This window comes from Alphaproteobacteria bacterium, from assembly GCA_024244705.1.
GTDB lineage: Bacteria > Pseudomonadota > Alphaproteobacteria > JAAEOK01 > JAAEOK01 > JAAEOK01.
This window is the reverse complement of record JAAEOK010000064.1, coordinates 1-26,376: the sequence shown is the minus strand read 5'-3', so window position 1 is coordinate 26,376 and position 26,376 is coordinate 1. Positions and strand designations below refer to the sequence as shown.

The window sequence follows — 26,376 nt, the reverse complement described above, 5'->3', positions numbered from 1 at the left end:
CAGCCGCTCGGTTTAGCGCCGCCCGGCCGATGCGCGCTCCGCGACTGGCTAATTCATCGGCCGCGGCATCGGCATAAGTCGCCCCGGCGCCGCGCCAGGCCCGATATCAGTGGAGTTTTTCGTCGATCTGCTTGATCGATTGGTCGATCAGCATGGCCGCCGCCACGCCGCCGGCGCGCTCGGTCAGCAGGCGCCGCGTCGCCGCCACCGCGAGGTCGACGGCGAGCCCGCGCACCTCCGCGGTGGCCTGGGCTTCGGCCTGGGCGATGCGATCGAGCGCCTGCTGCTCGCGCCGCGCGAGCAGGGCTTCGAGATCGGCGATCGCCTGCTCCTTCAGCCGGCCCGCCTCGCTGCGTGCATGGCGCAGGATCTCTTCCGCTTCCTGCGCCGCATTCCGCTGTTTGCGCTTGTAACTCGCCAGCAGGGCCTGCGCTTCCTCGCGCAGGCGGGTCGCTTCGTCGATGTTGTTGCGGATGGTCTCGGCGCGTTCGTCGAGGGCGGTGACGAGCGTCCGGCTCAACGGCCGCCAGGCCAAGACGACGAAGATGACGAAGGCGACGCCGACCCAGAAGCTGGTATCGTGAAGCAACGCGTCCATCAGCTGTGGCTTCCCTGCACCGCGTCGACCGCCGCCTCGGCGTCGGCGCTCTCGACCTCGCCGTCGATCAGCCGCTTGGTCGCCTCCTGCGCCACTTCGACCGCGACCTGGCGGATATTGTCGACCGCCTCCTTGCGGGCGCTGTCGATGCGGGCCTCGGCCTCACCGGTGGTGGCGGCGATCTTGGCCGCCAGCTCTTCCTGGCGGCGCGCCGCCTCGGCGGCCATCTCGTCCTTGGTCTGGCGGACGAGAGCATGCGCCTTGGCCCGGGTCTCGGTCATCGCCGCCTCGTGGGCGGCGAGCACCTTCTCGGCTTCGGCCCTGAGCTGTTCGGCCTTTTCCAGGTCGCCGCTGATGCGCCGCTGACGCTCTTCGAGCACGCTCGAAATCCGCGGCAACGCGACGCGCGACAGAATCACATAGAGCAGGCCGATCGTGATCACGAGCCAGATCAACTGGCTGGGGAACGAGGCGGCGTCGAGTTGGGGCATGGACGCGGTCCTTCGAATGCCGCGCCGCGAGCCGAAGCCCGTCGGCGCGCCCGATCCTTAGGTGAACAGGATCAGGAACGAAATCAGCAGGGCGTAGAGTGCCACCGCCTCGACCAGGGCGAAGCCCAGCATGCCGAGCGGGAACACCTGCGGCCGGGCCGACGGGTTGCGCGCGATAGACTGGATGAGCGAAGCGAAAATGCTCCCAATACCGGCGCCCACGCCGGACAGACCGATCACGGCAAGGCCCGCGCCAATCATTTTTGCGGCATCAAGTTCCATTTCCTCAGTCCCCTTTCTTAAGGCTCAGAATGTGAATGGTCCCGCGACCCTAATGGAGGTGAATCGCGTCGTTGAGATAGAGGCAGGTCAGTACTGTAAAGACGTAGGCCTGCAGGAATGCGACAAGCAGTTCGAACGCGATCAACAGTATATCCATCACGATCGGCGCCAATCCGCCGATGCCGAAGGTCGCCGCGCCCAACGGTACGACGAAACCGGCGAAGACCTTGAGCATGGTGTGGCCGGCCATCATGTTGGCGAACAGCCGGATCGACAGGCTGACCGGCCGCGACAGGTACGAGATGATCTCGATCGGCACCATCAGCGGCAACATCAACTTCGGCACGCCCGACGGCACGAAGAACGAAAAAAAGTGAAGCCCGTGGCGGAACAGCCCGACCATGGTGACGCCGAAGAACACGGCCAACGCCAGCGCCGCGGTGACGATGATGTGGCTGGTGTAGGTAAAGCTGTACGGCAGCAGCCCGAACATGTTGCCGAACAGGATGAACATGAACAGCGTGAATATGACCGGGAAAAAGCGGCGTCCCTCGCTGCCGACATTGTCGCGGATCATGTTGGCGACGAATTCGTAGCTCAACTCGGCCATCGATTGCAGCCGGCCGGGCACCAGCGCGCGGCTCTGGACGCCATAGGTCAGGAATACCGAGATGGTAATCAGCGAGGCGACCATGAACAGCGCGGAATTGGTAAACGAAAGGTCCAACCCGGCGATCTCGATCGACACGATGGGCTGAATTTCGAACTGATAGAGGGGACCGTGTGCTGCCGCCGCTTGGTCGGCGCCCGCCCCGGTTTCCGCGCTCGCCATGCCTAACTCCCGTCGTAGCCCGATTTCGGGCCTTCACTGTCATCCCCGGCGTCGCGGTAACCGACCGCCGATCCCAAACGGTTCATGGCGCGATAGACGTTGGAAACTCCGGCGCCCATGCCCAAGAACAGAAAAACGACCATCAACCAGGGCGCCGTGCCCAGCCACTGGTCGAGCAGCCATCCGATCCCCGCACCGACGGCCAGCGAAGCGACCAGTTCGACTCCGATCCGCGCCGCCATGCCGAGCCCGCTGAACGGGGCTTCTTCCGCCGCCGTTGCCGCGGGTTCCGCACCATCCTGACGTTCGCGCGCGGCCTTGAGCCGAGCTCCGAGATCGTCGAGGGACGGGGGAGCCTTGCGTTCCGTCATGATGTCACCCGGAACCATTAATGCCGCATGCGGCGCAGGCGAAAAGCGGGCGCACCTTACGGTTTGCCCCATACCCTGTCAAGCACGCGCGGGGGCCCGTTTTGCCCTGCGACACTTTGGCCGAACTACGCGGAATCCCGCAGTTCCTCGGCGGTTTGGAGATCGACCGAGACGAGCTGCGAGATGCCCTGTTCGGGCATCGTCACGCCGTACAGCCGGTCCATGCGTGCCATCGTCATGCGATGGTGGGTGACGATCAGGAACCGAGTCGCCGAGCTCTCGGCGATGTCCGCCAACAGCTTGCAGAAACGGTCGACGTTGGCGTCGTCGAGGGGGGCGTCGACCTCGTCGAGGACGCAGATCGGTGCCGGGTTGGTCAGAAACACCGAAAACAGGAGGGCGAGGGCGGTGAGCGCCTGCTCGCCGCCGGACAGCAGCGACAGGATCTGCAGTTTCTTACCGGGTGGGCTGGCGAAGATCTCCAGCCCGGCGTCGAGCGGGTCGTCGGACTCGATGAGCCGGATATACGCATGCCCGCCGCCAAACAGGCGGACGAACAATTCTTCGAAGTGGGTGTTGACCTCTTTGAAAGATTCCAGCAAGCGCGCCCGGCCTTCGCGGTTGAGTTCGTTGATGCCCTGGCGGAGCCGCGCTATGGCGTCGATCAAATCGCCGCGCTCCTGGTCGAGGGACGCAATCTGCTCTCCCAGTTCCTTGACTTCCTGTTCGGCGCGCAGATTCACCGGACCGATATTGTCGCGCTCGCGGAGCAAGCGTTCGAGGCGGGTCTCGACGGTGCCCGGTTCGGGCAATTGATCGCCCGGCTCATGGCCGGCCACCGCCAGCGCCTGGTCGGGAGCGCAGTCGAGCCGTTCCTTCATGCGGTCGCGAATGGCGTCACGCGATTGCTCGATTTGCGCGACCGCGCCCTCCGACCGCGCCCGTTCCTCGCGCGCGTCGGCAAGCGCCGCCTCGGCTTCGCGCAGGGCCTTGGCGATGGCATTGAGCACGTTTTCCGCGGCGACCAAAGCGTCAGCCGCTTCCTTGCGCGTGATCTCGGAGCGGTCGATTTCGGCGAGCAGGGCGCGCCGTTTTTCGTCGATCTCGGCGGGCGCCGCTTCGAGTTGACTGATTTCGGTCCGGGTCGCGTCGCGCCGCTCGGCGAGCGTTCGCATTTGTTGGCGTGCATTCTCGGTGCGCTGCTGCCATGAGCGAAGGTCATCGCCGATCGCGTCGAGGCGCGCGCCGCGGGCCTCGGCTTCGCTCAGCAGACGGTCGTGGCGGCTGCGCCGTTCGATGAGATCCAATCGCGCCGCGCCCAGGCGTTCGCGCAGGCCTTGCTGTTGGCGTCGTTTTTCCTCGAGATCCAGGCCATCGGCAACCGCGTCCCGGGCTGCCGCGAGTTCCGCCTCGGCCTCGTTCAGATCGGCCGCGACCTGTTCCCCGGCCTGATCGAGCGCGGCAAGGCGCGACGCGCTTTCGGCGTTCTCACGGACCAACCTCGCTTGGCTGTCCCGGGCCGCCGCCAGCGCGGCGAAAGCCTGGCGCAACGATTGCCGCGCAGTGGCCTCGGACGCGGCGGCGTCGGCGGCGGCGGCGCGCGCCGTCTCAAAGTGTTCCCGCGCGGTTGCCGCGGTATCGTTGGCTGCGGTCAAATCGCTTCGGACCTCGGCCAGACGGTTGCGCTGGCCGAGGCGGGTCGCCGCGGCGGTGTCGGCGCCGGCGGTCACGGTAAACCCGTCCCACCGCCACAATTCGCCCGCGCGACTGACCAGCCGCTGTCCGATAGCCAGGTCGCCGCCGAGCCGGAGCCCGGTCGCGCGGTCGGGTACGACGCCGATCTGCGCCAGACGGCGCTCGAGGGTGCGCGGTCCGCGGACGAATTTGGACAGGGGCTCGGCGCCGTCGGGCAGCGGCGGCGCGCCGGTAATCGGCGGCAGATCGCGCCAATGGATCGGCGCGGCGCTGTCATCGGAGGCCGTCAGGTCGTCGCCCAACGCGGCGCCCAGTGCGTCTTCGTATCCGGCGTCGACGGCCACCGAATCGATGATCGGGGCCCAGGATTCGGGGCGGCCTTCGGCGAGCAATTCGGCCAAGGCGCGCTCCTCGGCCCGCAGACCGGCCAGTGTTTCTTCGGCCTGCTGTGCCGTCTCGCGCGCTGTCATTTCGCCGTCTTGCGCCTCGGTCCGCGCGGTCTCGACCGATTCCGCCTCGGATTGGCGATCGCCCAGAGCCGCGGCTGCCGTCGCCACCGCGTCCTCGGCGGCGGCAATTTGGTCCGCCGTTTCGGTGTGTGACGCACTGGCGGCCCGTTCTTCGTTGACCCGTTCGCCGCGTTCGCGGAGCCGGGCGATCCGTTCCTCGATCTCCGCGATGCGCCGTTGGGCTGCCGTGCGACGGGCTTCTTCGGTGAGGATCGACTGGGTCAGGGCGCTCATCTCGCCGTCGAGGCCATCGACCTCCGATTCGGCGGCAGCGACCGCCTCCTCGGCGGCGCGGGTTTCGGCCTCCTGGTTGTCCTGACCGGCGGTGAGAGCGTCCCGTTCCTCGCTCAGTCGTTTTTCGGCCGCCTCGGCATCGGCCGACAAGGCGAGTTCGCGGGTGATGTCCTGGGCGATCTGTTCGAGCCGGGCATCGGCATCGGCCTTGGCCAGGCGCAGCCGCTCGCGCTCCGCATCGATCGCCTCTCGTGCCGCCGTCAAGCGGTGCAACGCGGCGGCCGCCTCGGCCTCGCTCTGGCGCAGCGCCGGCAGTTTGTCCGCGGCCTCGGCGTGTTCCGTGGTCTGGCGGGTCGCTTGCCCGGCAAGCTCGCCGACCTTGGCGGTGACCGCGTTGAGCGATGCCTGCGTCGTCGCCAGCTCCTGGCTCGCCGTCTGCCACCTCAAATAGAGGACGATTGCCTCCGCCTTGCGGATATGTTCGCCGATATTGCGGTAGCGGGCGGCCTGCCGCGCCTGGCGCTTGAGCGCCTTGAGCTGTCCGTCGAGGGCCGCCAGGACGTCGTCGAGGCGTTCCAGATTGCCCTCGGCCGCGCGCAGCCGCAGCTCGGCCTCGTGGCGCCGCGAATGGAGCCCGCTGATGCCCGCCGCTTCCTCCAGCAGGATTCGCCGGTCGGCCGGCTTGGCATTGATCAATGCGCCCACCCGTCCCTGGCTGACCATGGCGCCGGAACGGGCGCCGGTGGCGAGGTCGGCGAACAGAAGCTGAACATCGCGGGCCCGCACGTCCTTGCCGTTGACCCGGTAGACTGACCCCGATTCGCGTTCGATGCGGCGCGAAATTTCAAGAATGTCGCTGTCGTTGAAGGACGACGGCGCCGTGCGATCGCCGTTGTCGAGGACGAGCATGACCTCGGCGATGTTGCGCGACGGGCGTTCGGTGGTGCCACCGAATATGATGTCGTCCATGCCGCCACCGCGCATTTTCTTGGCCGAGGTTTCCCCCATGACCCAGCGCAGCGCCTCGACCAGATTCGATTTGCCGCAACCGTTCGGTCCGACGACGCCCGACAGTCCCGGTTCGATCGTCAGTTCGGTGGGATCGACAAAGGACTTGAAGCCGCTAAGCCTGAGTGCGCTGAATTGCAAAGGCGGGATCTGCTGATTTGGTGGTGATAGGTACCCTCGTCACTCGGCCATTGGCGCCATCACCTTGTCGAATTCCTCGAACGGCTGGGCGCCGATGACCTTGGTGCCATTTATAATGAAAGTCGGCGTCGAGGAAACATCGAATTCGCGTTCGCCTTCCTGGCGCCGCGCCAGAATACCGTCGAGCAATGCCTCGTTGGCCATGCAAGCGTCGAAATCTTCAGCGCTCAGGCCAGCGAGTCGACCGATGCCCGCCAACGCCTGCATCGGATCGGCGGCGCGCGACCACTGCGACTGACTGGAGAACAGCACTTCGAGGGTGGCGAAGTAACGGTCGTCACCGGTGCAGCGCGCCAACATGGCGGCGCGCAGGCCAACGGCATCGAAGGGAAAATCGCGGAAGACGAACTTCGCCTTACCGGGCTCGATATAGTTCTTCTTGATCTCCTTCCAGGCGTTTTCGTGGAATGACGCGCAGTGGGGGCAGGTCAGCGATTCATAGGCGATAATCTCGATCGGCGCGTCGGCGTTGCCGAGGACTTTGTCAGCCAAGGCGTCCTCGGTCGAAACCGGTTCGGCGCGTGCCGCTCCGAATGCGATCGTCGAGAGAATAAGAATTCCAAGTGCCAGGGCTGTATTGCGCAAATCGGCCTCCTTCATTGCATCCACTAAAGCCGCCGCAAGGCGGTGTTTGACGCCAACCTAACCCGGTCGCCGGGCCCCTTGATAGTCACGTTTTCTTGTCTTCTTTATGGCTGCGGCGGACCGCTTGGCCAAGTCGTTCCAGGGCGGTGCGCAAGTCATCGTCGCGAACCGGCACGTCGACCGCTGGACCCGGTTCATGGGTTCCGTCCACTGACCTTGTCTTCGATTGCGGCGGTTGCGGCACCGGGCCCTGCCGAAGCACGAGGCGGGACACCGCGCGATAGCCGAAATAGGTGTTGATGCGGTCGATGATCTGGGGTTCGAGATGTTGGAACTCGGTTGCCCAGCCGCCACCGACCCGAATATGCAAAGTGCCGCCGCCGCCGCGCTCGGGCTGGTAGCGTTGCGGAATCGACTGCGCCGCCAGCTGCGGGCCCATGATCTCTCGCCATTTCGACACCACCTGCGCCGAGGCCAGCCCGCGGCGGCGCAGAATCGGTCGGGTCACCCGGGACAGCGGACCGGCAAGGCTGCGGGGACCGTAAGCACGATTGGGCGTGGTCATCAAATCGGCGTACCTCTCATTGCGCGAACATATTAGCATGGCGGCGCCGTGAAACAGCCTCCGCAATCCACCGGCCTCGCCGTATCTCTGCTCGCTTGGTACGACCGCGCGCGGCGCGACCTGCCGTGGCGCGCGGCGCCGGGATCGTCGTCGGACCCCTATCGCGTGTGGCTCAGCGAGATCATGCTGCAGCAGACGACGGTGGCTACCGTCGCGCCCTACTACCGCGCATTTCTCGACCGATGGCCGCGTGTGCAGGATCTGGCGGCGGCCACCCTCGACGACGTCCTTCATGCCTGGCAGGGGCTCGGTTACTACGCCCGGGCGCGGAACATGCATGCCTGCGCCCGCGTCGTCGCGGCCGAGCATGGCGGCCGGTTCCCCGCTAGCGAAGCGGAATTGCGCGCGCTGCCGGGAATCGGTCCCTACACCGCGGCGGCCATTGCGGCGATCGCCTTCAACCGGCCGGCCACGCCGGTCGACGGCAATGTCGAACGGGTGATGGCACGCCTCTACGCGGTTGAGCAGGCTTTGCCCGGCGCCAAGCCGGAGCTGCGCCGCCGCGCCGCCCGGTTGACCCCGCAACGGCGTCCTGGCGATTACGCCCAGGCGGTCATGGATCTCGGCGCGACGATATGCACGCCGCGTAATCCGGATTGCGGCGTATGCCCATGGCGCGGTGCCTGCCGTGCGCTCGCCGACGGCCGAACCGGCGAGTTGCCGCGGCGGGCGGCTTCGGGAGCAAGGCCGCTGCGCCGCGGGATCGCGTTCTGGGCCTGGCGGCGCGACGGGTCCATCCTGCTGCGCCGCCGACCCGAGCGGGGATTGCTCGGCGGCATGATGGAGGTCCCGTCGACGGCATGGCGCAGTGCCCCGTGGACTATCGGCGAAGCGACCGCCGAGGCGCCGGTCACGGCGGACTGGCAGGCCTTGCCCGGGATCGTGCGCCATACCTTTACCCATTTCCATCTCGAACTCGAAGTTGCCGCCGGCCAGTGCGACGGGCGGTCAAAACAAAGGGGCGCCGAGGGAGAATGGGTCGCCCTCGACGCCCTGACCGGGTATGCGCTGCCGACGGTCATGAAAAAGGTCGTCGGCCACGCCGCGGCCGCGCTGGATCAGAACCAATAACGCCCGGACCGCAGGTCGACATAAACCCATTGCGGCTGCCACGGCTTGCGTCGGCCGTCGTAGCGATTGTTCCACCACCCGTTCTGCTGACCGTTCTGCCACCAATTCTGCTGACCGTACTGCCAACCGTTTTGGTTGCCGTTCTGCCACCGGTTCTGCCGATAGTCTCGCGGCTGATTGTTGTTGTAGTAGGTGGCCGGATGGCGCACCGGCCGGCCGTTGCGGACGGCCCATTTGCGAAACCGCCGGCTGCCAAGGTCGTGTCGCCCGTAGCGGTTGACGTAGCGCTGGAACCGATCGTAGGGCACCGCGTAGACGGTGGCGCGATGGTTGCGGCGGTCCTGTCGATATTGCTGGGTGCGCGGCGTTCCCCCGTAATAGGGGTTTGACTGATAGATGCGTTGGTCGCGGTCGACCCGTTCTGCCACCGCATTCTGCGGCACGGCCGTGATCGCGGCCAACGAGATACCCAGGGCGGCTGCCATTAGCTTGAGAGTGGTCATCGCTCGATCTCCTCTTTTCGCGCTAAATCGTTCATGATGGGTGGACTATGACCGGGCTTGGCTGAATCGAGCCTGAGCCCGATGTTCATGCGGTATTCAGGTGCGCGGGGATAAATCGGGGGCCATGACCTTCCTGGTACGCATAGCGATGGTGGTGGCGGTATTGACGGCACTCGCCGCCGCCGCCGCCGCGGCGAGCGATCACGACGACGCGCGAAACGCGGTTCAGGCCGGCCGCGCGCTGCCGCTCGGTGCCATCGTCGGCCAGGTCGGGCGGAGCTATCCGGGCCGCCTGCTCGACGCCGACATGCGTAAGGGAAAGGGCGATAGCTTGGTTTATGTCCTGCGTTGGCTGACGCCCGAGGGCAATGTTCTCAACATGACCGTCGACGCGGCCTCGGGTCGTGTCCTTGGCGTCAAGGGGAAGCATTGATGCGTGTTCTTGTCGTCGAGGATCAGCCCGAGCTGGCCGATGTGCTGCGTGAATCGCTGGCCGAGGCGGGCTATGCCGTCGATGTGGCGATGGACGGCGAGGAAGGTCATTTTCTCGGCGACACCGAACCCTATGACGCGGTCGTCCTGGACCTCGGCCTGCCGCTGATGGACGGGCTTTCGGTGCTGCGGCAGTGGCGCAGCGACGGCCGCATGATGCCGGTTCTCATCCTTACCGCCCGAGACCGCTGGCGCGAGAAGGTCGAGGGCATCGATGCCGGCGCCGACGACTACGTCGCCAAGCCGTTCCAGATGGAAGAGGTGCTGGCGCGGGTGCGCGCGCTGATCCGCCGCGCCGCCGGCCACGCGGCAGCCGAACTGAATTGCGGCCCGGTTGCCGTCGATACGCGCAGCGGTCGGGTCACTCTCGATGGCCAGCCGGTCAAGCTGACCGCCCAGGAGTTCAAGGTGCTGAGCTATCTCATCCACCACCTCAACAAGGTGGTCTCGCGGACCGAGCTGACCGAGCACATCTACGACCAGGACTTCGACCGCGATTCGAACACCATCGAGGTCTTTATCGGCCGCCTGCGCAAGAAGCTGGGCGCCGACGTGATCACCACCGAACGCGGCCTGGGCTATCGCATGAGCGCGCCCGCGCATGAGGATTAGGTCCCTTTCGCTGCGGCTGGTGATCGGTGCCGCGGCCTCGGTCCTGGTCGCCTTGGCGATCGCCGCCGTGCTGCTGAGCGTGCTGTTCCGCATTTACGTCGAGCGCGGCCTCGAGGCGCGGCTGAACGCGCAGCTCGACGGCCTGATCACGGTCACCGAGATCGGCGCCGATGGCCAGCCCCATCCCCTCAGTCTGCTGGCCGAACCGCGGTTCCGCCAACCGCTTTCGGGCTGGTACTGGCAGATCACCCCGGCCAGCGGCAGCGAGGCGCCGGTGCGCTCGCGTTCGCTGTGGGACAGTGTGCTGACGTTCCCGCCGTCGATCGCCGCCGGCCGCGAAGTATTCCAAGAATTGGCCGGCCCGGCGGATCAAGACCTGTTCGCCGCCTCGCGGCTGATCACCCTGCCCGGATCCGAGGGCGCCTACGTCTTCACCGTCGCCGCCGACCGCGCCGAGATCGAAGCCGAGACCCGGCCTTTCACCCTGACTCTGGTGCTGTCGCTGGCGACCCTCGGTCTGGTCCTGATCGCGGCGATCTTCGTCCAGGTCCGCTACGGGCTCGGTCCGCTGAAGCAGATTCCGAAATCGCTGGCCGATATCCGCTCCGGCCGGGCCGACCGCCTGAGCGGCGAGTTTCCGACCGAAGTCGAGCCCTTGGCGGTAGAAATCAACGCCCTTATCGACCACAGCGACAAGGTCGTCGATCGCGCCCGCACCCATGTCGGCAATCTCGCCCATGCCTTGAAGACGCCATTGACCGTGCTGCACGGCGAAGCGGAGCGGGCACAAGGCGGGCTCGCCGATGTCGTCACCCGCCACAGCGCGATCATGACCCGCCAGATCGATCACTACCTGGCGCGGGCGCGCATCGCCGCCCGCCGCAAGACCCTGGGCGCCCGCGCCGAGGTTCTACCGGTGGCCGAGGATTTACGCCGCACCCTGGCGCGCATCCACGAGGACCGCGGCATCGACATCGCCATCGACGGGCGGGCGGTGGCGTTTCGCGGCGATCGGGAAGACCTCGAGGAAATGGTCGGCAACCTGCTCGACAATGCCTGCAAGTGGGCCCGGCATCGGGTCCTGACCACGGTGCGCCGGCGCAACGGCGACGTCGTGATCCGGGTCGATGACGACGGCCCCGGGCTCAAGGAAGAAGACCGCGCCGTCGCTTTGACCCGCGGCAAACGCTTCGACGAGAGCAAGTCGGGCTCGGGCCTGGGGCTCGCCATCGTATCCGATCTGGTTTCCGTCTATGGCGGCGCCATCGAGCTCGGCGGTTCCGACCTTGGCGGCCTATCGGTGACATTGGTCCTGCCCGCGGCGGAAGCTTAGGCGACGCCAAATTGCCCGGCGGCGGACCGAGTTTTCGAATCGCGACGGGTATTTAGGGCACAATATCTTGGGTCTCAGCCGCCTCGGACCACAATATTTTTTGCCCAAAACGCAAAATAGGGGATTCCCTTGCGCCGACGAATGTGATTCAACGTCTGTGGGGCACATGGAGGGAGCCCGCATGGGCAAATCCGATATGACGCGACCGCCGGGCACGGAAACGGCGCGCCGGCACGGGCGAAACCTGCAACCATCGCGGGTCGGCGGTGCATATCGTGCCGACCGGTGCCACAAATTTGATACCGATTTTTCATATGCCACTAGGATATAAGCAATTATGCTCGGGAACTACCTTAACTACCGCGCCGGGTCGTCCGATCCGCGCTCCGATCGAGGGCGATAATGGCCGCGGTTGAACTGGCCCGAAATCAGGACTCCGAGGCCCCGTTCCGGATCCGCGGCACCACGGTCAATCTGGTGACCCTGCAGATCAATCAGGCCGAGCCCGCGATCATCATCGAGGAATTGGGCCGCCTGCTCAAACAGGCACCGGCATTCCTGCGCAACGCGCCGATCATCATCGGCCTGGATTCGATCACCGCCGAAGCCAAGGACGTGGATTTTCCCGGCCTGATCGGCGGGCTGCGCGGACTGGACCTGTTCCCGATCGGCGTCACCGGTGGCCGCGTATCGGTGCGCGAGGCGGCGGCGGCGGCCGGATTGCCGATCATGCCCAAAGGTTCGATGCGGGGCGGAGATCTCGGCTCGCCGGAGCCGGCGCCGGTAACGTCCGATCCGCCGCCTGCCGAAGACCCGACCGCCGAAGCGGTCGCCGAGAGGCAACCGCCGGAGTTGCCGATGGACGAGCCCGCGACGGCTGCCGAAGCGGTGCCTGCGGACGCGCCGACGGTGGCAGACGCGTCGGCGGCCGACGTATCGCACGCGGCGCCCGCCGTCCTGATCACGACCCCGGTACGGGCGGGACGCCAGATCTATGCCAACAAGGGCGCCGACTTGATCGTCACGGCGACGGTCAATGCCGGCGCGGAGATCTTCGCCGACGGCAATATCCATATTTACGGCGCCCTGCGCGGCCGCGCGATCGCGGGTGCCGGGGGTTACGAAGGCGCGCGCATATTTGCTCAGGAATTCGATCCCGAGCTGGTCGCGATCGCCGGGCTCTATCGGGTGCGCGAGGACCTCGACCCCGGCCTCATCGGCAAGGGCATCCAGCTGCGGCTGGATGGCGAGGGACTTCGCTTCGACGCGTTGGGTCCGGCGCCATGACGGCGCGGCGGCAGAACGGGATTGTTAAGGTGTACGGCGGCGGCGCACGCCGTGTCGTGCAACAGTTGGTGCGGATGACATGGAGGTTCGGCACATGGCGAAAGTAATCGTGGTGACATCAGGCAAGGGAGGCGTCGGCAAGACTACGACCAGCGCGTCGCTTGCGACCGGTCTGGCCCAGAGTGGGGCCAAGACGGTGGTCATTGATTTCGATGTCGGCCTGCGCAACCTCGACCTGATCATGGGTTGCGAACGGCGCGTTGTTTTCGATTTCGTCAACGTCATCCAGGGCGAGGCAAAGCTTCACCAGGCTCTGATCCGCGACAAGCGGGTCGACAATTTGTCCTTGCTGCCGGCGTCCCAGACCCGCGACAAGGACGCATTGACCCGGGAAGGCGTCGGCGAGGTACTCGAGGCGTTGAGCGACGATTTCGAATATATCGTCTGTGACAGTCCGGCCGGAATCGAGAAGGGTGCGCTGCTCGCGCTCTACTTTGCCGACCACGCCATCATCGTCACCAACCCGGAAATCTCCAGCGTACGCGATTCCGACCGCATCCTCGGCATCCTCGCCAGCCGCTCGAAACGGGCCGAGGACGGCCGCACGCCGGTCGAAGAGAACCTCCTCCTGACCCGCTACGACGCCGCCCGCGTTGCCAGCGGCGAGATGCTGAAGATCGAGGACATAAAGGAAATCCTGGCGATTCCCTTGCTCGGTGTGATCCCGGAAAACGAGGATGTGCTGACCTCGTCGAACACCGGCACGCCGATCATCCTCAACGAAAATTCGAAGGCCGGCCAAGCCTATCGCGATGCGGTCTCCCGCTTCCTCGGCGAGCAAATTGAGCACCGCTTCCTCGAACCGGAGCGAAGGGGCCTGTTCCGGCGCTTGATCGGAGGTACGGCATGAACATCCTCGAATTTCTTCTGGCCGGCCGCCGCGCCCGGCCGACCGCGGCGTTAGCCAAGGACCGCCTGCAGATCGTATTGGCGCACGAGCGGGTCAGCCGCAACGGCGAGGATTTCCTGCCCCGCCTGCAGCGCGAGATCCTGACCGTGGTCGGCCGCTATGTCGAAATCGAACCGGAGAAAGCCATCGTGCGCATCGACCGGGCCGCCGATATCGCGACCCTCGAAATCGAAATCGAGCTGCCCGGGCCGGTCGAGGCGATGGTGTAGGGCCAACCGAGCGTCAGCCCATGACCTCCCAGAGGCGGCGCTCCGCATCGAGTTGCGCCTTCTCCTCGCCGTAGAAGTCGCGTCGCGAAACGACGCCGAGCACTTGCCCGCGCTCGACCACCGGAAGGTGGCGATAGCTGCCGTCCTCCATCATCTCGAGCGCCTTCAGGACCGGATCGTCGGGGCCGATCGTGTCGGGATGCTCGGTCATCACGGCGGCGAGCGCGGTGGCCGCCGGATCCAAGGCCGCCGCGACGACCCGATTGATGACGTCGCGCTCGGTCACGATGCCGACCAATTTGACCTCAACAATCACCAGAACGCTGCCGCAATTGCCCTGCTTCATCGCCATGGCGGCGTCGCGCACGGTCGCCTCCGGGGCCAGCGCGACGAGGTCCCGGCGGCGAAACGCGTCCCTGATCTTCCGGGTCATGACCTGTTCCTCCGCAATGGCGCCGCAGCCGCGTGCGAGGATCCGACGGGGTCGGCACGGGACCGTGCACAACACCCGTGGCCGCCGCCAACCGTAACGATTACGGCCGGTCTTGTCCCGTGACCAAACGAGGCGGCGCTAAAACGCGTCCGGCACGAAGGTCTGATCGCTCATCGGCGGGCGGACGTAGTCGCCGGCATCCTGCCGCGGCGGCAACTTTATCGGCTCCGGCGTCAGGTCCTCATAGCGGATGACGCCGAGCAGGTGCCTGATGCAGTTGAGCCGCGCCCGCTTCTTGACGTCGGCGTCGACCACATACCACGGCGCCTGCTTGATATCCGTATGGGCGAACATGTTGTCCTTGGCCTTCGAATATTCGAGCCAGCGCTTGCGCGATTCCAAATCCATCGGTGACAGCTTCCATCGCTTGACCGGGTTTTCGAGACGGGCCTGGAAACGGCGCTCCTGTTCCTGGTCGCTGACCGAGAACCAGTATTTGATCAGGATGATGCCCGACCGCACCAGCATGCGCTCGAATTCGGGGCAGGTGCGCAGGAACTCCTGGTAATCGTCGTCGGTGCAGAAACCCATGACCCGTTCGACCCCGGCCCGGTTGTACCAGGAGCGGTCGAACAGCACCATTTCGCCTGCCGCCGGCAGGTGTGGCACGTAACGCTGAAAGTACCATTGCGTCTTTTCGCGTTCGGTCGGGGTGCCGAGCGCGACGACGCGGCAAACCCGCGGGTTCAAGCTCTCGGTGATGCGCTTGATCACCCCACCCTTGCCGGCGGCGTCGCGGCCCTCGAAGATGGCGACGACTTTCAGCCCCTCGTGGACGATCCACTCCTGAAGCTTGATCAGCTCGACATGGAGGTTGGCCAGCTCTGCCTCGTATACGCTGTTCTTGATCTTGCGCGCCGAGGAATTGGTCGTCTCGACCGCGCGTGGGGCGGTGGCGGTGGCTGTCTCGCCGCCGCCGGCGGCCGTATCCTTCCGGGCCGCAACCGCTGTCTTCTTTTTCGTCAAGTCTCCCTCCCTGTTCAGCTTGTCAGACCCTATCTTGACCGGATTCGGTGGCCCACCGCAATATCGTTATTGGGATCGCGCCGCCTTCCGGCGCGCCGCCGCCGTGGCTAATAGCGGATCTTCCACTCGCCGGTTGCGATCCGACAGCGGTCGATGGCGACACCGCGATAGTCCGAATGGCCGGCGACCAGGACGCGGTGCTCGATCTTGCGGCACGGCAGGCCGCGCCACTCGTAGATTTCCGTGAGCACGGCCGTGCCCTGGTCGCCATTGGCCGGATTCTCCCACACTTCGGTCGTCCCGACCTCGGGCGCCGCGGCGGCGTAGAGCGCATCTTCGGCCGACAGGATCAGGTTGAGATCGTCGCTCGGCAGCGCATCGATCGGCGGCGAAATGGTAATTCTTTGCGCCATCGCCGTCGTCGCCGCGGCGGCGAACATGACCGCGGCGATGGCGACGATAATCGGTCTTCTGTTCATCGGGCTTCTCCAACCAACTTCGTCCGGCGCCGGGCCAGCACCAATGCGCTCACCGGGCATACAGCCGCCGTCGGCGTCTTGCCCACGCCGCCGATTGCCGCCGGAGCGGCGGGATCCCGCGTCGGCCGGCGAATGTGCCGGAGGCCGTGCAGGTTCCGCCTCATCGCGCATGATAGCAGAAAACACCGCAGCGGTCGTGCCTGGGCCACCGCTGCGCCGAAACCTTGCCGCGACGGCAATGCGTAGCGGGGCTTTTGCCCTAATGAAGCTCGGAGCGGAGCTGTTGGCGGAGAATGTCGATCGGGATCATTTACGCGTTCGCTTTGAGTCTACGAGAGAGCATCAATGCGTTGTCTCGGCAATGCGGCGGGTCTTCGCGGCCAAGGTTTCCACGCGTGGGGCCATGTCGTGAGAAAATTGTCGTATACGTCGGTCGCAAGACAATATTGTCGATGACGTAGTGTGTTACAGCCAATAGACTTGTATGTAGGGGTAGGATTGCGTCTCCACTTGGGAGGAGCCGGCATCGGCAAATTGAGCGCTGGTAACGGCTTTGTAAGGCGATCGATAGCCAAGAGAAAGTTCGGCGACTAAAGGCGATTATTGCTGGCGATCTCGCCGGCTATAGTCGGCTGATCGAACGCGACGAACTCGGCACGCTTAAGCGCTTGGCTTGGCTTAAGAATGAGGTCATTCAGGAACAGATCGACGCATTCGGCGGCTCTGTGCAGTGGTCCGGCGGGGATTCCATGCTCGGTCTCTTTGACAGCGTGGTGGATGCGGTCGAGTGCGCTTGCCGCATACAGTCGGCTTTGGCGACCGAAAATTCCGCGGTCGCGGACGGCAGTGCAGTTCGCATGAGAATTGGCATCAACTTTGGCGACATTATCCTCGATGGTGACGACGTTGCCGGCGAGAGCGTCAATCTCGCCGCGCGCTTGGAGGGGCTGTGTGAGCCGGGTGGGTTGGCCCTCTCGGGGTCGGCCTATCGCGAAGTCCACAACAAAGTGCTCTTGCCGTATGAAGAAATGGGTCAACGATGGCTAAAGAACATTGCCGAGCCCGTACGAGTTTATCGCGTACGACCAACGGACATAGATCGCCGGATCCGACCCAAGAGTAGAGGGCCAATGCGATTGTGGCGGGTCTGGCGCCGGCGCGTCCTTCGACCATGGGTACCCGTCACGGCCTCCGCGGTTGTCGTTGCGGCCGTCCTTGTCTTCGCCTTTGGCCAGCAGATCGTGCCTGGGTTACTTGGTTCGCCAAACGCACAAGCTGACGAGGCCATCGCGGTCTTACCGTTCGAGAATCTAAGCGGAGATGCCGACCAAGATCATATTGCCCGCGGCATCGCAACCGATCTCATTGTCGACCTATCCCAGATCGAGTCTGCATCGGTCGTCGCTCGAAGCTCATCCTTTCGCTATCAACAAAGACCCGTCGATCTCGAGGAAGTGACTCGCCTTCTCGGCGCAAGGTATGTCGTGGAGGGAACGGTTTTTCGGCGGGCCGACGATATTCGGGTGAACGTTTCCTTGAATGACGCGTCTACCGGACGGCAATTGTGGGCTGCGCGGTTTGACGGCAGCACGTCGCAGCTATTCGCGTTTCAGCACGAAATTACAAACAAGGTTCTCGAGGCGGTCGAAATCAAGCTCGGTGGTCGCACACGGCCGCGATCGACGTCGGTTTCCGATTTTGCGTTAAGAAATCTGTTCTTCAGAGCGCGTGAGGCCTATTTCATCGACCAACCGGACCAACTCGCTCTTGCAAAACGCCTGTTCGAAGAAACCCTTCGATTGGACCCGAATTTCACCGTTGCCTATGCCTATTTGGCCGCAATTTACTGGGCGGGTTTCGATCGCGACTGGTCCAATGCCCTTGGTTTGGGTACTCAACAGACGCTCAATTTAGCGCTGCAAAACCTCGAGCAATCGTTGAAAGCTCCGATTGCACTAACATATCAAGTGCAATCGCGCGTACTGGCTTGGGAGGGTGATTTCGAGAAGTCTCTCGAGGCAGCCAAAGAGGCTGAAAGCTTAGATCCTAATGATCCGGTCGGTCGACTTACCATGGCGATTGCTCTGATCTATGCCGGGAATCCGAAAGAGGCGCTCAATTATCTGGACGAGGCAAGCAAGGTCGATCCGTTGAACCGCGCAGACTATCTCTTCTGGATAGGATTGGCAGACTATATTCTCGAGAACTATGAAAACGCGAGACGGGCGTTACGCATGTCGCTCGAGCTAAATCGAGAAGATGATTGGACACACCTTCTGCTAGCGGCGACGCTCGGTCAACTTGGAGAGGTTGGCCAGGCCCAGCACGAAGCTGAAATCGTTCAGGACATGAGACGACAGTCCGGCGAGGCCGCTTACACCTTGCGCGATGTGCAATACTGGTCCTTCAGCAATGAATCGGATAATGTCCGCCTTTGTGAAGGGTTGGCGAAAGCCGGATTATCTGGGACATGCAACTAAGACGTCGAAGGGAATGGCACAGTGCGCTCGGGCGCGGTGTGCTCTTTTCAGTCGTTATGCTGATGATCGGCTCTCCTAGTTGGGCCGGCGAAGTCCTCGAGCGGATTAAGAACAGCAACACACTCGTCGTCGCAGTCAATGAGGACTATGCGCCACAATCGTTCCAGGATGTGGACGGAGAGTGGCAGGGATTTGATGTCGATGTTGCCCGCGAAATCGCCGACCGATTAGGGGTCGGTGCCGAATTCAAAGCGCCTCCGTGGGAGTTGGTAGTGTCGGGAATGTGGCGCGGTCGATGGGAAATCGCGGTGAATTCAATGATGCCGACGGTTGATCGTATGCAATGGCTCGATTTTCCAACCGCCTACTATTTTTCCCCGGTAAGAGTAGCGGTCCGTGTGGATGAAACTCGTTACGAGGATGTCGCGGACTTGAACGCGGGCGCAGCGCCAAAAAAAGAAGGCAAATCGATCGTCGGCGTGTGCCGCGATTGTAGTTACGAATATTTCATTACCAACAGTCTGTCGATTCCAAAAAAGTTCTCGGTCAAAGGCGATGTTGCACTGAATGTTGAGGCGAGAACGTTCCCCAACGAGTGGGCAGCCGGCGAGGCACTCGGTCGATCGGACAGCAGCGAAATCGACGCCGTGATCGCTGCCGAACCGACGCTGCAGGCGATGATCGAAGATGCAATTCCACTGCGTTTGCTGACAGGCGTGGTCTTCTATGAGCCGCTCGCCGTCGCGACCGAGAAGGGAGACCCCGAGCTTACCGAAGAGCTCAAAAGGATCGTCGACGAGATGCGCGCGGATCGAACACTTTCCCGCTTGTCGGAAAAATGGTTCGGCAAAGACTATAGCCGACCAATGGCACCCCAAACATAATGATCTTTGAACAAGACCTCGACATACCCGTCGCTCCCATCGACCACCGGATCTTCAACCACCTGGAGCAGCACCTCCGGCCGCTGCTCGGCAACGATGCGCATCCACTTCGTTTCGTCGTAGCAAGTTGCTCGAATAGCAATTTTCGCTGCGAGGTTGGGGCAGCGGCGTTAGGCCAACTTGGTATCGAGCGGAAACCTTGCTCGATTTTTGAATTCGTGCGGCGGCGGCGGCGCGGTGCGAATAGATTCGTGACCGTGTTCCTGGTGCCGACCGGAATCGGTGCCCGGATCGGTGGACATTCGGGCGATGCAACACCGACGGCTCAGCTTTTGGCAAGCGCGAGCGACATTTTGATCACTCATCCCAATGTATTGAATGCCGCCGATATCAATGAAATGACGGCGAACATGCTGTACGTCGAGGGCAGCGTCGTCACACGGCTCCTCATGGGTACCGTCGGTTTGGCCAGGGTTCGGGCGAACCGCGTACTCGCTGTCATCGGTCCCCACAAGGACCAGGTCTTCGTCGAGAGCGCGGTCAATGTCTGCAATGCAGCACGCGCATCCGCGGGCATCAATGTCGTTAGAGCGATATTGCTGCAGGAGTCGCTGGAGATGGTTCCCGACTACAGCGCTTCGGGACGCGCGGTGGGTTCGATCGCGGGCTTCGACCATCTTCACGCCGCGATCGAACCTCACCTCGGCACTTTCGACGCCATCGGCATCTCCACGAAGGTCGCCGTGTCGAGCGAACTCCACGATCGCTATTTTCATGAATTGGAGGTGATCAATCCCTATGGCGGCGTTGAGGCCATGCTGACCCATACGATCTCGAGCCTTTACGACCTACCCTCGGCCCATGCGCCGATGTATGAGGACTGGGATCGATGGAACGAGAGCGCAGGAATCATGGATCCGCGTGTCGCCGCGGAAGGGATCTCGGTGCCATTCTTCTTTTCGGTGCTCAAGGGCCTGAGTCGCAGTCCGCGCATCGTATCCCTCGATGCAAGTGAATCGGCGCGGACCGACGCCCTGACCGCCGCCGATATCGACTGCCTGGTCTTGCCGGAAGGCTGCCTGGGCCTCCCCGTGATGGCGGCGGTCGCCCAGGACATACCCATTATCTTTGTCCGGGACGAAACGAATCTGGCCAAGAATGATCCTGACCTACTGACAGCATCAGGCGCGACCGTCCACCTTGCCGACACTTACCTGGAAGCGGCGGGAATGATCTGCGCCATGCGCGGCGGCGTGACCTTGGACGCACGGCCGGTTCCTCTTGCATAAGATTTGCACAACAAATCGGTCTTTTTGTTGTCCGAGGTAAGCCGCTGACCGTGGAGTACGAAGCGCGCGTTGGGCGAACTACGGCCGTAAGACTCTAATGACCTTTCTCATCGACGCGTTCGTTCGCTGGAAGTCCTTGATGTACGAGCCAAGGGTTTCTTTGGCAATGCTGCCCGGGGTATCATCGGGCGCATCTTTCAATCCCAATCGAGTGATTTTGGCGAGCCCAAGCAGTCCCATCAGGACGTCTCTTTCGATCCTCGCCTCGTTTAGTACCGCTGGAGCATAGCCGCCCTCTAGACTGACGAGCCACGTTTCAGCCTGGATTTTTAACTCTTCGAGCCGGTCCTCCCAAGTTTCGAACCATTCCGCAACCGACGGAAACGCTGCTTGTTGCTTCCTTTGTGTGGCGCTAGCCTTGCAGTCCTGAAGAAAAAGGATCTCGTTGCGTAATGCATCGATTAGTTCATCGATATCCCTGAACGGAGATTTCGCGACGAATTCCCAATCGGTTTCCGTATTTTCTCCGTTGGCCATTTTGTGTGCCCCCATTTGCGATTTCGCGGATAGGCGAAATCATAGCATAAAATTGCATATTTACGAATTTCAATCAGAGAATATTCGCTTGGTCCGCATGCAATCCCAAGGCAGCCGACTGATATCTTGAAGCTGTCTTGGCGCCAAGAATTGGCTCTCGTGGCCATCGGCCCGTTGCGATGCAATATCAAGACAAGGATCTAAGGCCGACTGCGAATTTCGCCTATGGAACGTCGCCCGGAGGGCGCCCTAGTGAAGCTCGGAGCGGAGCTGTTGGCGGAGGATGTCGATCGGGATCAGGTCGCCCTTGATGTCGAGGTGCCAGAAGGTCCAGCCGTTGCATGCCGGCGCGCCCTGGACCTCGGCACCGACGCGGTGGATCGAGCCGTGGGCGCGGTCGGAGATCAGCGAGCCGTCGGCGCGGACCCGCGCCATCCAGCGTCGCCGCTGGTCGCATAGCACGGTGCCGGGTTCGATCAAGCCGCGCTCGACCAGCCAGCCGAACGGGATGCGCGGCTGCTGCCGCTTGGGCGGCGTTTCGAGCAGTTCGCCTTCGGCCATCGGCGTGACCCCGGCGAGCCGCGTGGTGGCGTGGCGGGCATATTCGGGATCGCGCTCGAAGCCGAGATAGTGACGGCCCAGTTTGCGCGCCACCGCGCCGGTGGTGCCGGTGCCGAAGAACGGATCGACGACCAGGTCGCCGGGGCGGGTCGAGGCCAGGATCACCCGGTGCAGCAGCGCCTCGGGCTTTTGCGTCGGATGGATCTTGGTGCCTTCGTCGTCACGCAGCCGTTCGCTGCCGCCGCAGATCGGCAGCATCCAATCGCTGCGCATTTGCAGATCGTCGTTGAGCGCCTTCATGGCGTCGTAGTTGAAGGTGTAGCGGCTGTCGCGGCTGCGCGCCGCCCAGATCAGCGTCTCATGGGCGTTGGTGAAGCGCTTGCCGCGGAAATTGGGCATCGGGTTGTTCTTGCGCCACACGACGTCGTTGAGGATCCAGAAGCCGAGGTCCTGGAGCATGGCGCCGACGCGATAGATGTTGTGGTAGGAGCCGATCACCCACAGCGTGCCGTCGGGCTTGAGCACCCGCCGCGCCGCGGTCAGCCAGGCCCGGGAGAAGCTGTCATAGGTCGCCAGGGTGGCGAACTTGTCCCAATCCTCCTCGACACCGTCGACCCGGGTATTGTTGGGCCGATGCAGGTCGCCGCTGAGCTGGAGGTTATAGGGCGGGTCGGCGAACATCATGTCGGCGCCGCCTTCGGGCAGCGCCTTCATGCCGGCGATGCAGTCGCCGACATGGATCCGATCGACCTTGATGGGCTTGTCCCCCGCCATAGCCGCGGAGCATGAGTCATCGGATTCCGCAGGTCAATAAGTTTTTTTAGTCAATCGCTTATGAGAGAAAGCTGACTTATCGGTGAAAAACTCCGCCGGTGATGCGGGGTAACGCCGTGTTTGTCGATGGCGGCGCGGTGCTGGGCCGTCCCGTAGCCGGCATTGCGCTCCCAGCCGTAGCCGGGATAGACGGCGGCCAGCCGGGCCATCAGGCGGTCGCGGGTGACCTTGGCGACGACCGAGGCGGCGGCGATCGATAGGCAGGCGGCGTCGCCGCGGACGACGGTCCTGACCGCGCACGGCACGGCGGGTGCACGATTGCCGTCGACCAGCGCCAGATCGGGCCGCACTTCGAGCGCGGCGAGGGCGCGCGCCATCGCCAGCAGGCTCGCCTGCAGGATGTTGAGGCGGTCGATTTCGGCCACGCTGGCGGCGCCGAGACCGATCCGCGCCGCCGCCCGCAGCCGCCCGTCGAGGATCCGCCGGCGACGGCCGGAGAGCGCCTTCGAATCGTCGAGCCCGGCGAGTTCGCCGAGGCGCTCCGGATCGAGCACGACGGCGGCGGCCACCACCGGCCCGGCGAGCGGGCCGCGGCCGACCTCGTCGATGCCGGCGACGATGCCGCCATGGGCCGCTTCGAGATGATAGTCAGGCATCGCCGGGCGGTGCCGCCGGCGCCGCCGGGGGCGTCGCTTGGCCGGCGGCCTTGGCGCGCCGCTTGGCCCGCCGCCGCTTGGCATGGAGATAGCGCGCGGCACGCGCCCGCCGCCGCAGCCGCGCCCCGGCCTTGGTCATGCTGCGGGTTTCGCGCCCGGCGAGCAGCAGGATGAGAAAGCGGATCGAAGTGATGCTCCGCATCGCCACCCTTTGCAGACGCCGCGAGCCTTCGAGCCAGATCGGCGAGATGGCCAGCGACAGCACGGTGACCGAGACCACCAGCTTGTGGATGGCGTCGTCGATGACCCCGGCGCTGAGCCCGGTCTGGGCGAGCAGGAACGAGAACTCGCCGATCTGGGCCAGTGCCATGCTGGCCAGAAAAGCGCGCGGCCAGGATTGCCGGAACAGGCGCAGGATGCCGATGTTGAGCGCGGTCTTGAACACCGACACGAAAAACCACAGGAACAGCACGAACCAGATGTTGGCCCAGATATAGGACGGGTCCATGAGCAGGCCGATGGAGACGAAGAAGATCATCAGCAGCACGCTCTGGATCGGCTCGACCGTGTCCATCATCGCCCGCCGCTCGGTGGTGTTGCCGATGAACAGCCCGGCGAGGAAGGCACCGTAGGCGGGCGACAGGCCGAACGCGCCGGAGAGCGCGGCGCCGCCGAAGCAATAGGCGAGCCCGGCGATGGCGGTCAGCTCCAAATTTCCGGCGGCGCTCTTGACGAACGGCAGGTTGACGCGCCGGCGGCGGCTCAAGAAGACGATCAGCCCGGCCAGCAGGGCGATCGAGAACACGATCTTGAGGACTGCCCAGGCATCCAAGGCGCCATCGCCGCCCATGCTCTGGACGATCAGCATCATCGGCACCACGGCGAGGTCCTGGGCGATCAGGATGCCGACCGTGACCCGCCCGACCCGGGTTCGTAGCTCGCCGATCGCCTCGAGGATCTTGATCGACACCGCGGTGCTGCTGATGGCGACGACGAAGCCGAGCAGGATGGCGGTGCCGAGCGCCAGCCCGAAGACGAAATGGAACAGCAACATGACGCCGAGGCTGAGCGCAATCTGCAGCAGTGCCGTGCCGACCGCGGTGATCCAGACCAGCTTGAAGGCGCGCAGACTGAGTTCCATGCCGATGACGAACAGCAGCAACAGGACGCCGAGCTCGGCAAGGATCGAGATTTGCTCGCGGTCGGTCACCAGCGCCACCCCCGACGGCCCGAGGACGACGCCGGCGAGGATGTAGCCGACGACGGCGGGCTGGCGGAACCGGGTCAGCAGCAGGCCGCAGAGCAGCGCCACCAGGGCGACCGCGGCGAGGCCGGTCAGTTCGTTGTGGGCGGCGGCGGCGAGCTGTTCCTGCACCGCTTCGCCGAGCTCGCTGCTGACCGCCTCGGAGAGGGTGCTGGTAACGGTTTCGGCCAAGCCGCTATCGGCCGCGCCGTGTGGTGTCTGGTCCGCCATGGCGCGATCTTATCACCGCGCCGTCGAATGTGATTCGCGATATCGCCGAGCGCCGTCGATTTCGGTGGAAAATTACCTTCGGGCGGAGACCTCTGCTTGCCCGCCGTACGCCGGGCACTGAGCGGAGGGCGTGCAGCATCTTCCCCTCACCCGGCTCCGGCTAGGCGCGGCTCAATGCCACGCCGAGCCTCCGCATCCCTCTCCCCCAATTGGCGAGGGATATTGCGAAGGCCGCGTCAGCACTCCCTCGCCCCCGTGAGGGGGAGAGGGGTGGGGTGAGGGGCCGCTACAGCAGGTCGAGTTGCCGCTTGTCGGCCGCCGGCGGCTTGAAATGGGTGGTGTCCAGATTGCGGTCGTTGCGGTCGAGGCCGAGGCGCCGGCAGGCGGCCGCGAAACGCCGCGCCACAAGGTCGGCGACCGGCCCGCTGCCGGTCATGCGCTGGCCCCAGCTGTCCTTGTAGAGCGCGCCGCCGCGGGTCTGGCGGATCAGGCTGAGCACGCGGTCGGCGCGGTCGGGGTAGTGTTCGCGCAGCCAATCGGTGAACAGGTCTTTGATCTCGAGCGGCAGCCGCAGCAGGATATAGCCCGCCGCACCGGCGCCGGCGTCGCGGGCGGCTTCGAGGATCGCCTCGAGCTCGATGTCGTTGAGCGCCGGGATCATCGGCGCCGCCATGACCCCGGTCGGGATGCCGGCGGCGGCCAACCCGCGCAGGGTGTCGAGGCGCCGCCCCGGGGCCGCCGCTCGCGGTTCCATCAGCCGCGCCAGCTTGCGGTCGAGGGTGGTGATCGAAACGAACACCTTGACCAGGTTGCGTTCCGCCATCGCTACCAGCAGGTCGCGGTCGCGCAGCACCAGGGCCGACTTGGTGACGATCGACAGTGGGTGGTTGTGGGCCGACAGCACGTCGAGGATGCCGCGGGTGATCTCGGCCCGTTTCTCGATCGGTTGATAGGGGTCGGTGTTGGTGCCCATGGCGATCGGGCGGCAGCGGTAACCGGGTTTGGCGAGCTCGCGCTCGAGCAGCGCCGGCGCTTCCGGCTTGACGAAGATCCGGCTTTCGAAATCGAGCCCCGGCGAGTAACCGAGCCAGGCATGGGTCGGGCGCGCGAAGCAATAGACACAGCCGTGTTCGCAACCGCGATAGGGGTTGATCGAGCGGTCGAAGGGGACGTCCGGCGACCGATTGCGGGCGATGATGGTGCGGCTCTTGTCGAGGATGATTTCAGTGCGCAGGGGCGGCGGATCGGCGTCGAGAGAGCCCCAGCCGTCGTCGGCCAAGACTCGCCGCTCGCGTTCGTAGCGCCCGCTATCGTTGCTGGTCGCGCCGCGTCCTTTGCGGGCCAGCGATCTTCCTCCGTCGGCCATGGTGTCACGGTAAACCAGTGGTTCGAACAAAACAAGAACATTGACGCCGAAACGAAGCTCTCCGGGGGTCTTGTTGCAGATCTGCAACAGTTCGATCGTAAAATGATGCGCCTGGGATGTATTCGTTGAAATTGGTGTGGAAATTTCGGCGCCGTCGTGGAAAAGTGGAAAAAATGCCGCGTCGCCAATGCGCGGAAAGGAGACGCCCACCCGAATTTCCTGCGTTGTGGACGGGTGTGCGAGAGAAGCGAATGATGTCGTGCCCCACGGCCAAGGGCGCGACCTATGCACAAGGGGAGTTGCCACATGGCACGCATTGACGACGCCGAGCTAACCACCCTCTCATCGATCCCGAGCAAGATTTCGAGCGCCCGCCCGGCGGCCTCGCTGAAGACCACGTTGCTGGTCGGCGCGGCGACGGTTGCGGTGGCGGCGCGGCGACGGTGGCGGTGGCGGCGCAGCTGCCGGTGGACGAGGCGGCTGCGCAGGACAAGTGGGGACCGTGGATT

28 protein-coding genes are annotated in these 26,376 nt (G+C 64.3%); 11 read left to right on the top strand and 17 right to left on the bottom strand.

Features of this window, described 5'->3' with window-relative positions:
- Window positions 1–106 precede the first annotated feature (106 nt).
- From GY791_11180 to GY791_11145, 8 genes are all read right to left on the bottom strand, one after another.
- Window positions 107–589 carry a F0F1 ATP synthase subunit B gene (locus tag GY791_11180; GenBank protein ID MCP4328986.1) on the bottom strand — a complete coding sequence of 161 codons (483 nt, stop codon included), beginning with the start codon at window positions 587–589 and terminating at the stop codon, window positions 107–109.
- An 8-nt stretch (window positions 590–597) separates the two neighbouring features.
- Complete coding sequence (locus GY791_11175; GenBank protein ID MCP4328985.1) at window positions 598–1,089, bottom strand: F0F1 ATP synthase subunit B'; 492 nt, start codon at window positions 1,087–1,089, stop codon at window positions 598–600.
- 57 nt (window positions 1,090–1,146) lie between these two features.
- Complete coding sequence (locus GY791_11170) at window positions 1,147–1,371, bottom strand: F0F1 ATP synthase subunit C (GenBank protein MCP4328984.1); 225 nt, start codon at window positions 1,369–1,371, stop codon at window positions 1,147–1,149.
- Between the two features lie 49 nt (window positions 1,372–1,420).
- Window positions 1,421–2,203, bottom strand: a complete 783-nt coding sequence (locus GY791_11165) for a F0F1 ATP synthase subunit A (protein ID MCP4328983.1) — start codon at window positions 2,201–2,203, stop codon at window positions 1,421–1,423.
- Window positions 2,204–2,205: 2 nt separating this feature from the next.
- Entirely contained in the window at window positions 2,206–2,574 is a 369-nt protein-coding gene (locus tag GY791_11160) for an AtpZ/AtpI family protein (GenBank protein MCP4328982.1), read from the bottom strand.
- 125 nt (window positions 2,575–2,699) lie between these two features.
- Window positions 2,700–6,161: an AAA family ATPase gene (locus GY791_11155; protein MCP4328981.1), complete on the bottom strand. Its 3,462-nt coding sequence runs from the start codon at window positions 6,159–6,161 to the stop codon at window positions 2,700–2,702.
- A gap of 39 nt (window positions 6,162–6,200) precedes the next feature.
- Window positions 6,201–6,821 carry a DsbA family protein gene (locus tag GY791_11150; GenBank protein ID MCP4328980.1) on the bottom strand — a complete coding sequence of 207 codons (621 nt, stop codon included), beginning with the start codon at window positions 6,819–6,821 and terminating at the stop codon, window positions 6,201–6,203.
- A 70-nt stretch (window positions 6,822–6,891) separates the two neighbouring features.
- Complete coding sequence (locus tag GY791_11145; GenBank protein MCP4328979.1) at window positions 6,892–7,371, bottom strand: DUF721 domain-containing protein; 480 nt, start codon at window positions 7,369–7,371, stop codon at window positions 6,892–6,894.
- A 48-nt stretch (window positions 7,372–7,419) separates the two neighbouring features.
- Here GY791_11145 and mutY point away from each other — a divergent pair, with 48 nt between their 5' ends.
- On the top strand, window positions 7,420–8,502 hold the full coding sequence (mutY, locus tag GY791_11140; protein ID MCP4328978.1) for an A/G-specific adenine glycosylase: 1,083 nt from the start codon (window positions 7,420–7,422) through the stop codon (window positions 8,500–8,502).
- Here mutY and GY791_11135 read toward each other — a convergent pair.
- A complete protein-coding gene (locus GY791_11135; protein ID MCP4328977.1) occupies window positions 8,490–9,005 on the bottom strand; it encodes a hypothetical protein in 516 nt (171 codons plus the stop codon). The two genes, mutY and GY791_11135, sit on opposite strands and share 13 nt — an antisense overlap.
- Window positions 9,006–9,129: 124 nt before the next feature.
- On the opposite strand from GY791_11135, the gene GY791_11130 reads away from it, so the two are divergent.
- From GY791_11130 to minE, 6 genes are all read left to right on the top strand, one after another.
- Window positions 9,130–9,438: a hypothetical protein gene (locus GY791_11130; protein ID MCP4328976.1), complete on the top strand. Its 309-nt coding sequence runs from the start codon at window positions 9,130–9,132 to the stop codon at window positions 9,436–9,438.
- A complete protein-coding gene (locus tag GY791_11125) occupies window positions 9,438–10,109 on the top strand; it encodes a response regulator transcription factor (GenBank protein ID MCP4328975.1) in 672 nt (223 codons plus the stop codon). Before GY791_11130 ends, GY791_11125 begins: the two co-directional genes overlap by 1 nt.
- Window positions 10,099–11,442, top strand: a complete 1,344-nt coding sequence (locus tag GY791_11120; protein MCP4328974.1) for a HAMP domain-containing histidine kinase — start codon at window positions 10,099–10,101, stop codon at window positions 11,440–11,442. Before GY791_11125 ends, GY791_11120 begins: the two co-directional genes overlap by 11 nt.
- Window positions 11,443–11,844: 402 nt before the next feature.
- Window positions 11,845–12,729 carry a septum site-determining protein MinC gene (gene minC, locus GY791_11115; protein MCP4328973.1) on the top strand — a complete coding sequence of 295 codons (885 nt, stop codon included), beginning with the start codon at window positions 11,845–11,847 and terminating at the stop codon, window positions 12,727–12,729.
- A 94-nt stretch (window positions 12,730–12,823) separates the two neighbouring features.
- On the top strand, window positions 12,824–13,639 hold the full coding sequence (gene minD / locus GY791_11110; protein ID MCP4328972.1) for a septum site-determining protein MinD: 816 nt from the start codon (window positions 12,824–12,826) through the stop codon (window positions 13,637–13,639).
- Window positions 13,636–13,908 carry a cell division topological specificity factor MinE gene (gene minE, locus GY791_11105; protein ID MCP4328971.1) on the top strand — a complete coding sequence of 91 codons (273 nt, stop codon included), beginning with the start codon at window positions 13,636–13,638 and terminating at the stop codon, window positions 13,906–13,908. Before minD ends, minE begins: the two co-directional genes overlap by 4 nt.
- 13 nt (window positions 13,909–13,921) lie before the next feature.
- Here the strand turns inward: minE and GY791_11100 are convergent, their stop codons facing one another.
- From GY791_11100 to GY791_11090, 3 genes are all read right to left on the bottom strand, one after another.
- On the bottom strand, window positions 13,922–14,341 hold the full coding sequence (locus GY791_11100; protein MCP4328970.1) for a CBS domain-containing protein: 420 nt from the start codon (window positions 14,339–14,341) through the stop codon (window positions 13,922–13,924).
- A 138-nt stretch (window positions 14,342–14,479) separates the two neighbouring features.
- Window positions 14,480–15,400 carry a polyphosphate kinase 2 gene (gene ppk2, locus GY791_11095; protein MCP4328969.1) on the bottom strand — a complete coding sequence of 307 codons (921 nt, stop codon included), beginning with the start codon at window positions 15,398–15,400 and terminating at the stop codon, window positions 14,480–14,482.
- Window positions 15,401–15,474: 74 nt separating this feature from the next.
- Window positions 15,475–15,846 (bottom strand): hypothetical protein, encoded by a 372-nt coding sequence (locus GY791_11090; GenBank protein ID MCP4328968.1) that lies wholly within the window; start codon window positions 15,844–15,846, stop codon window positions 15,475–15,477.
- A gap of 668 nt (window positions 15,847–16,514) precedes the next feature.
- Here GY791_11090 and GY791_11085 point away from each other — a divergent pair.
- The 3 genes from GY791_11085 to GY791_11075 all read left to right on the top strand — a co-directional run bounded on the left by GY791_11085 (window position 16,515) and on the right by GY791_11075 (window position 20,499).
- Complete coding sequence (locus GY791_11085) at window positions 16,515–18,326, top strand: tetratricopeptide repeat protein (GenBank protein ID MCP4328967.1); 1,812 nt, start codon at window positions 16,515–16,517, stop codon at window positions 18,324–18,326.
- On the top strand, window positions 18,317–19,210 hold the full coding sequence (locus GY791_11080; protein ID MCP4328966.1) for a transporter substrate-binding domain-containing protein: 894 nt from the start codon (window positions 18,317–18,319) through the stop codon (window positions 19,208–19,210). Before GY791_11085 ends, GY791_11080 begins: the two co-directional genes overlap by 10 nt.
- 251 nt (window positions 19,211–19,461) lie before the next feature.
- Window positions 19,462–20,499: a DUF3326 domain-containing protein gene (locus GY791_11075; GenBank protein ID MCP4328965.1), complete on the top strand. Its 1,038-nt coding sequence runs from the start codon at window positions 19,462–19,464 to the stop codon at window positions 20,497–20,499.
- Window positions 20,500–20,577: 78 nt separating this feature from the next.
- Here GY791_11075 and GY791_11070 read toward each other — a convergent pair whose 3' ends face one another.
- The 5 genes from GY791_11070 to GY791_11050 all read right to left on the bottom strand — a co-directional run bounded on the left by GY791_11070 (window position 20,578) and on the right by GY791_11050 (window position 25,867).
- Window positions 20,578–21,036, bottom strand: a complete 459-nt coding sequence (locus tag GY791_11070; GenBank protein ID MCP4328964.1) for a hypothetical protein — start codon at window positions 21,034–21,036, stop codon at window positions 20,578–20,580.
- Window positions 21,037–21,285: 249 nt separating this feature from the next.
- Window positions 21,286–22,371, bottom strand: a complete 1,086-nt coding sequence (locus GY791_11065; protein MCP4328963.1) for a site-specific DNA-methyltransferase — start codon at window positions 22,369–22,371, stop codon at window positions 21,286–21,288.
- A 50-nt stretch (window positions 22,372–22,421) separates the two neighbouring features.
- Window positions 22,422–23,027: a ribonuclease HII gene (locus GY791_11060; GenBank protein MCP4328962.1), complete on the bottom strand. Its 606-nt coding sequence runs from the start codon at window positions 23,025–23,027 to the stop codon at window positions 22,422–22,424.
- Window positions 23,020–24,501 (bottom strand): cation/H(+) antiporter, encoded by a 1,482-nt coding sequence (locus tag GY791_11055; protein MCP4328961.1) that lies wholly within the window; start codon window positions 24,499–24,501, stop codon window positions 23,020–23,022. Before GY791_11055 ends, GY791_11060 begins: the two co-directional genes overlap by 8 nt.
- A gap of 286 nt (window positions 24,502–24,787) precedes the next feature.
- On the bottom strand, window positions 24,788–25,867 hold the full coding sequence (locus GY791_11050) for a PA0069 family radical SAM protein (GenBank protein ID MCP4328960.1): 1,080 nt from the start codon (window positions 25,865–25,867) through the stop codon (window positions 24,788–24,790).
- 306 nt (window positions 25,868–26,173) lie between these two features.
- On the opposite strand from GY791_11050, the gene GY791_11045 reads away from it, so the two are divergent.
- Window positions 26,174–26,376 (top strand): hypothetical protein (locus GY791_11045; GenBank protein ID MCP4328959.1); only part of this gene is annotated, 203 nt, incomplete at its 3' end.

Bases quoted from the DNA above. Each gene is read 5' to 3' on its own strand.
- minE (MCP4328971.1), top strand. From the start codon at position 13,636: ATGAACATCCTCGAATTTCTTCTGGCCGGCCGCCGCGCCCGGCCGACC.
- GY791_11080 (MCP4328966.1), top strand. From the start codon at position 18,317: ATGCAACTAAGACGTCGAAGGGAATGGCACAGTGCGCTCGGGCGCGGT.
- GY791_11120 (MCP4328974.1), top strand. From the start codon at position 10,099: ATGAGGATTAGGTCCCTTTCGCTGCGGCTGGTGATCGGTGCCGCGGCC.
- GY791_11160 (MCP4328982.1), bottom strand. From the start codon at position 2,574: ATGACGGAACGCAAGGCTCCCCCGTCCCTCGACGATCTCGGAGCTCGG.
- GY791_11175 (MCP4328985.1), bottom strand. From the start codon at position 1,089: ATGCCCCAACTCGACGCCGCCTCGTTCCCCAGCCAGTTGATCTGGCTC.
- minD (MCP4328972.1), top strand. From the start codon at position 12,824: ATGGCGAAAGTAATCGTGGTGACATCAGGCAAGGGAGGCGTCGGCAAG.
- GY791_11065 (MCP4328963.1), bottom strand. From the start codon at position 22,371: ATGGCGGGGGACAAGCCCATCAAGGTCGATCGGATCCATGTCGGCGAC.
- GY791_11130 (MCP4328976.1), top strand. From the start codon at position 9,130: ATGACCTTCCTGGTACGCATAGCGATGGTGGTGGCGGTATTGACGGCA.
- GY791_11050 (MCP4328960.1), bottom strand. From the start codon at position 25,867: ATGGCCGACGGAGGAAGATCGCTGGCCCGCAAAGGACGCGGCGCGACC.
- GY791_11060 (MCP4328962.1), bottom strand. From the start codon at position 23,027: ATGCCTGACTATCATCTCGAAGCGGCCCATGGCGGCATCGTCGCCGGC.
- GY791_11135 (MCP4328977.1), bottom strand. From the start codon at position 9,005: ATGACCACTCTCAAGCTAATGGCAGCCGCCCTGGGTATCTCGTTGGCC.
- GY791_11090 (MCP4328968.1), bottom strand. From the start codon at position 15,846: ATGAACAGAAGACCGATTATCGTCGCCATCGCCGCGGTCATGTTCGCC.
- GY791_11100 (MCP4328970.1), bottom strand. From the start codon at position 14,341: ATGACCCGGAAGATCAGGGACGCGTTTCGCCGCCGGGACCTCGTCGCG.
- GY791_11145 (MCP4328979.1), bottom strand. From the start codon at position 7,371: ATGACCACGCCCAATCGTGCTTACGGTCCCCGCAGCCTTGCCGGTCCG.
- GY791_11150 (MCP4328980.1), bottom strand. From the start codon at position 6,821: ATGAAGGAGGCCGATTTGCGCAATACAGCCCTGGCACTTGGAATTCTT.
- minC (MCP4328973.1), top strand. From the start codon at position 11,845: ATGGCCGCGGTTGAACTGGCCCGAAATCAGGACTCCGAGGCCCCGTTC.
- GY791_11055 (MCP4328961.1), bottom strand. From the start codon at position 24,501: ATGGCGGACCAGACACCACACGGCGCGGCCGATAGCGGCTTGGCCGAA.
- GY791_11165 (MCP4328983.1), bottom strand. From the start codon at position 2,203: ATGGCGAGCGCGGAAACCGGGGCGGGCGCCGACCAAGCGGCGGCAGCA.
- GY791_11070 (MCP4328964.1), bottom strand. From the start codon at position 21,036: ATGGCCAACGGAGAAAATACGGAAACCGATTGGGAATTCGTCGCGAAA.
- GY791_11125 (MCP4328975.1), top strand. From the start codon at position 9,438: ATGCGTGTTCTTGTCGTCGAGGATCAGCCCGAGCTGGCCGATGTGCTG.
- GY791_11170 (MCP4328984.1), bottom strand. From the start codon at position 1,371: ATGGAACTTGATGCCGCAAAAATGATTGGCGCGGGCCTTGCCGTGATC.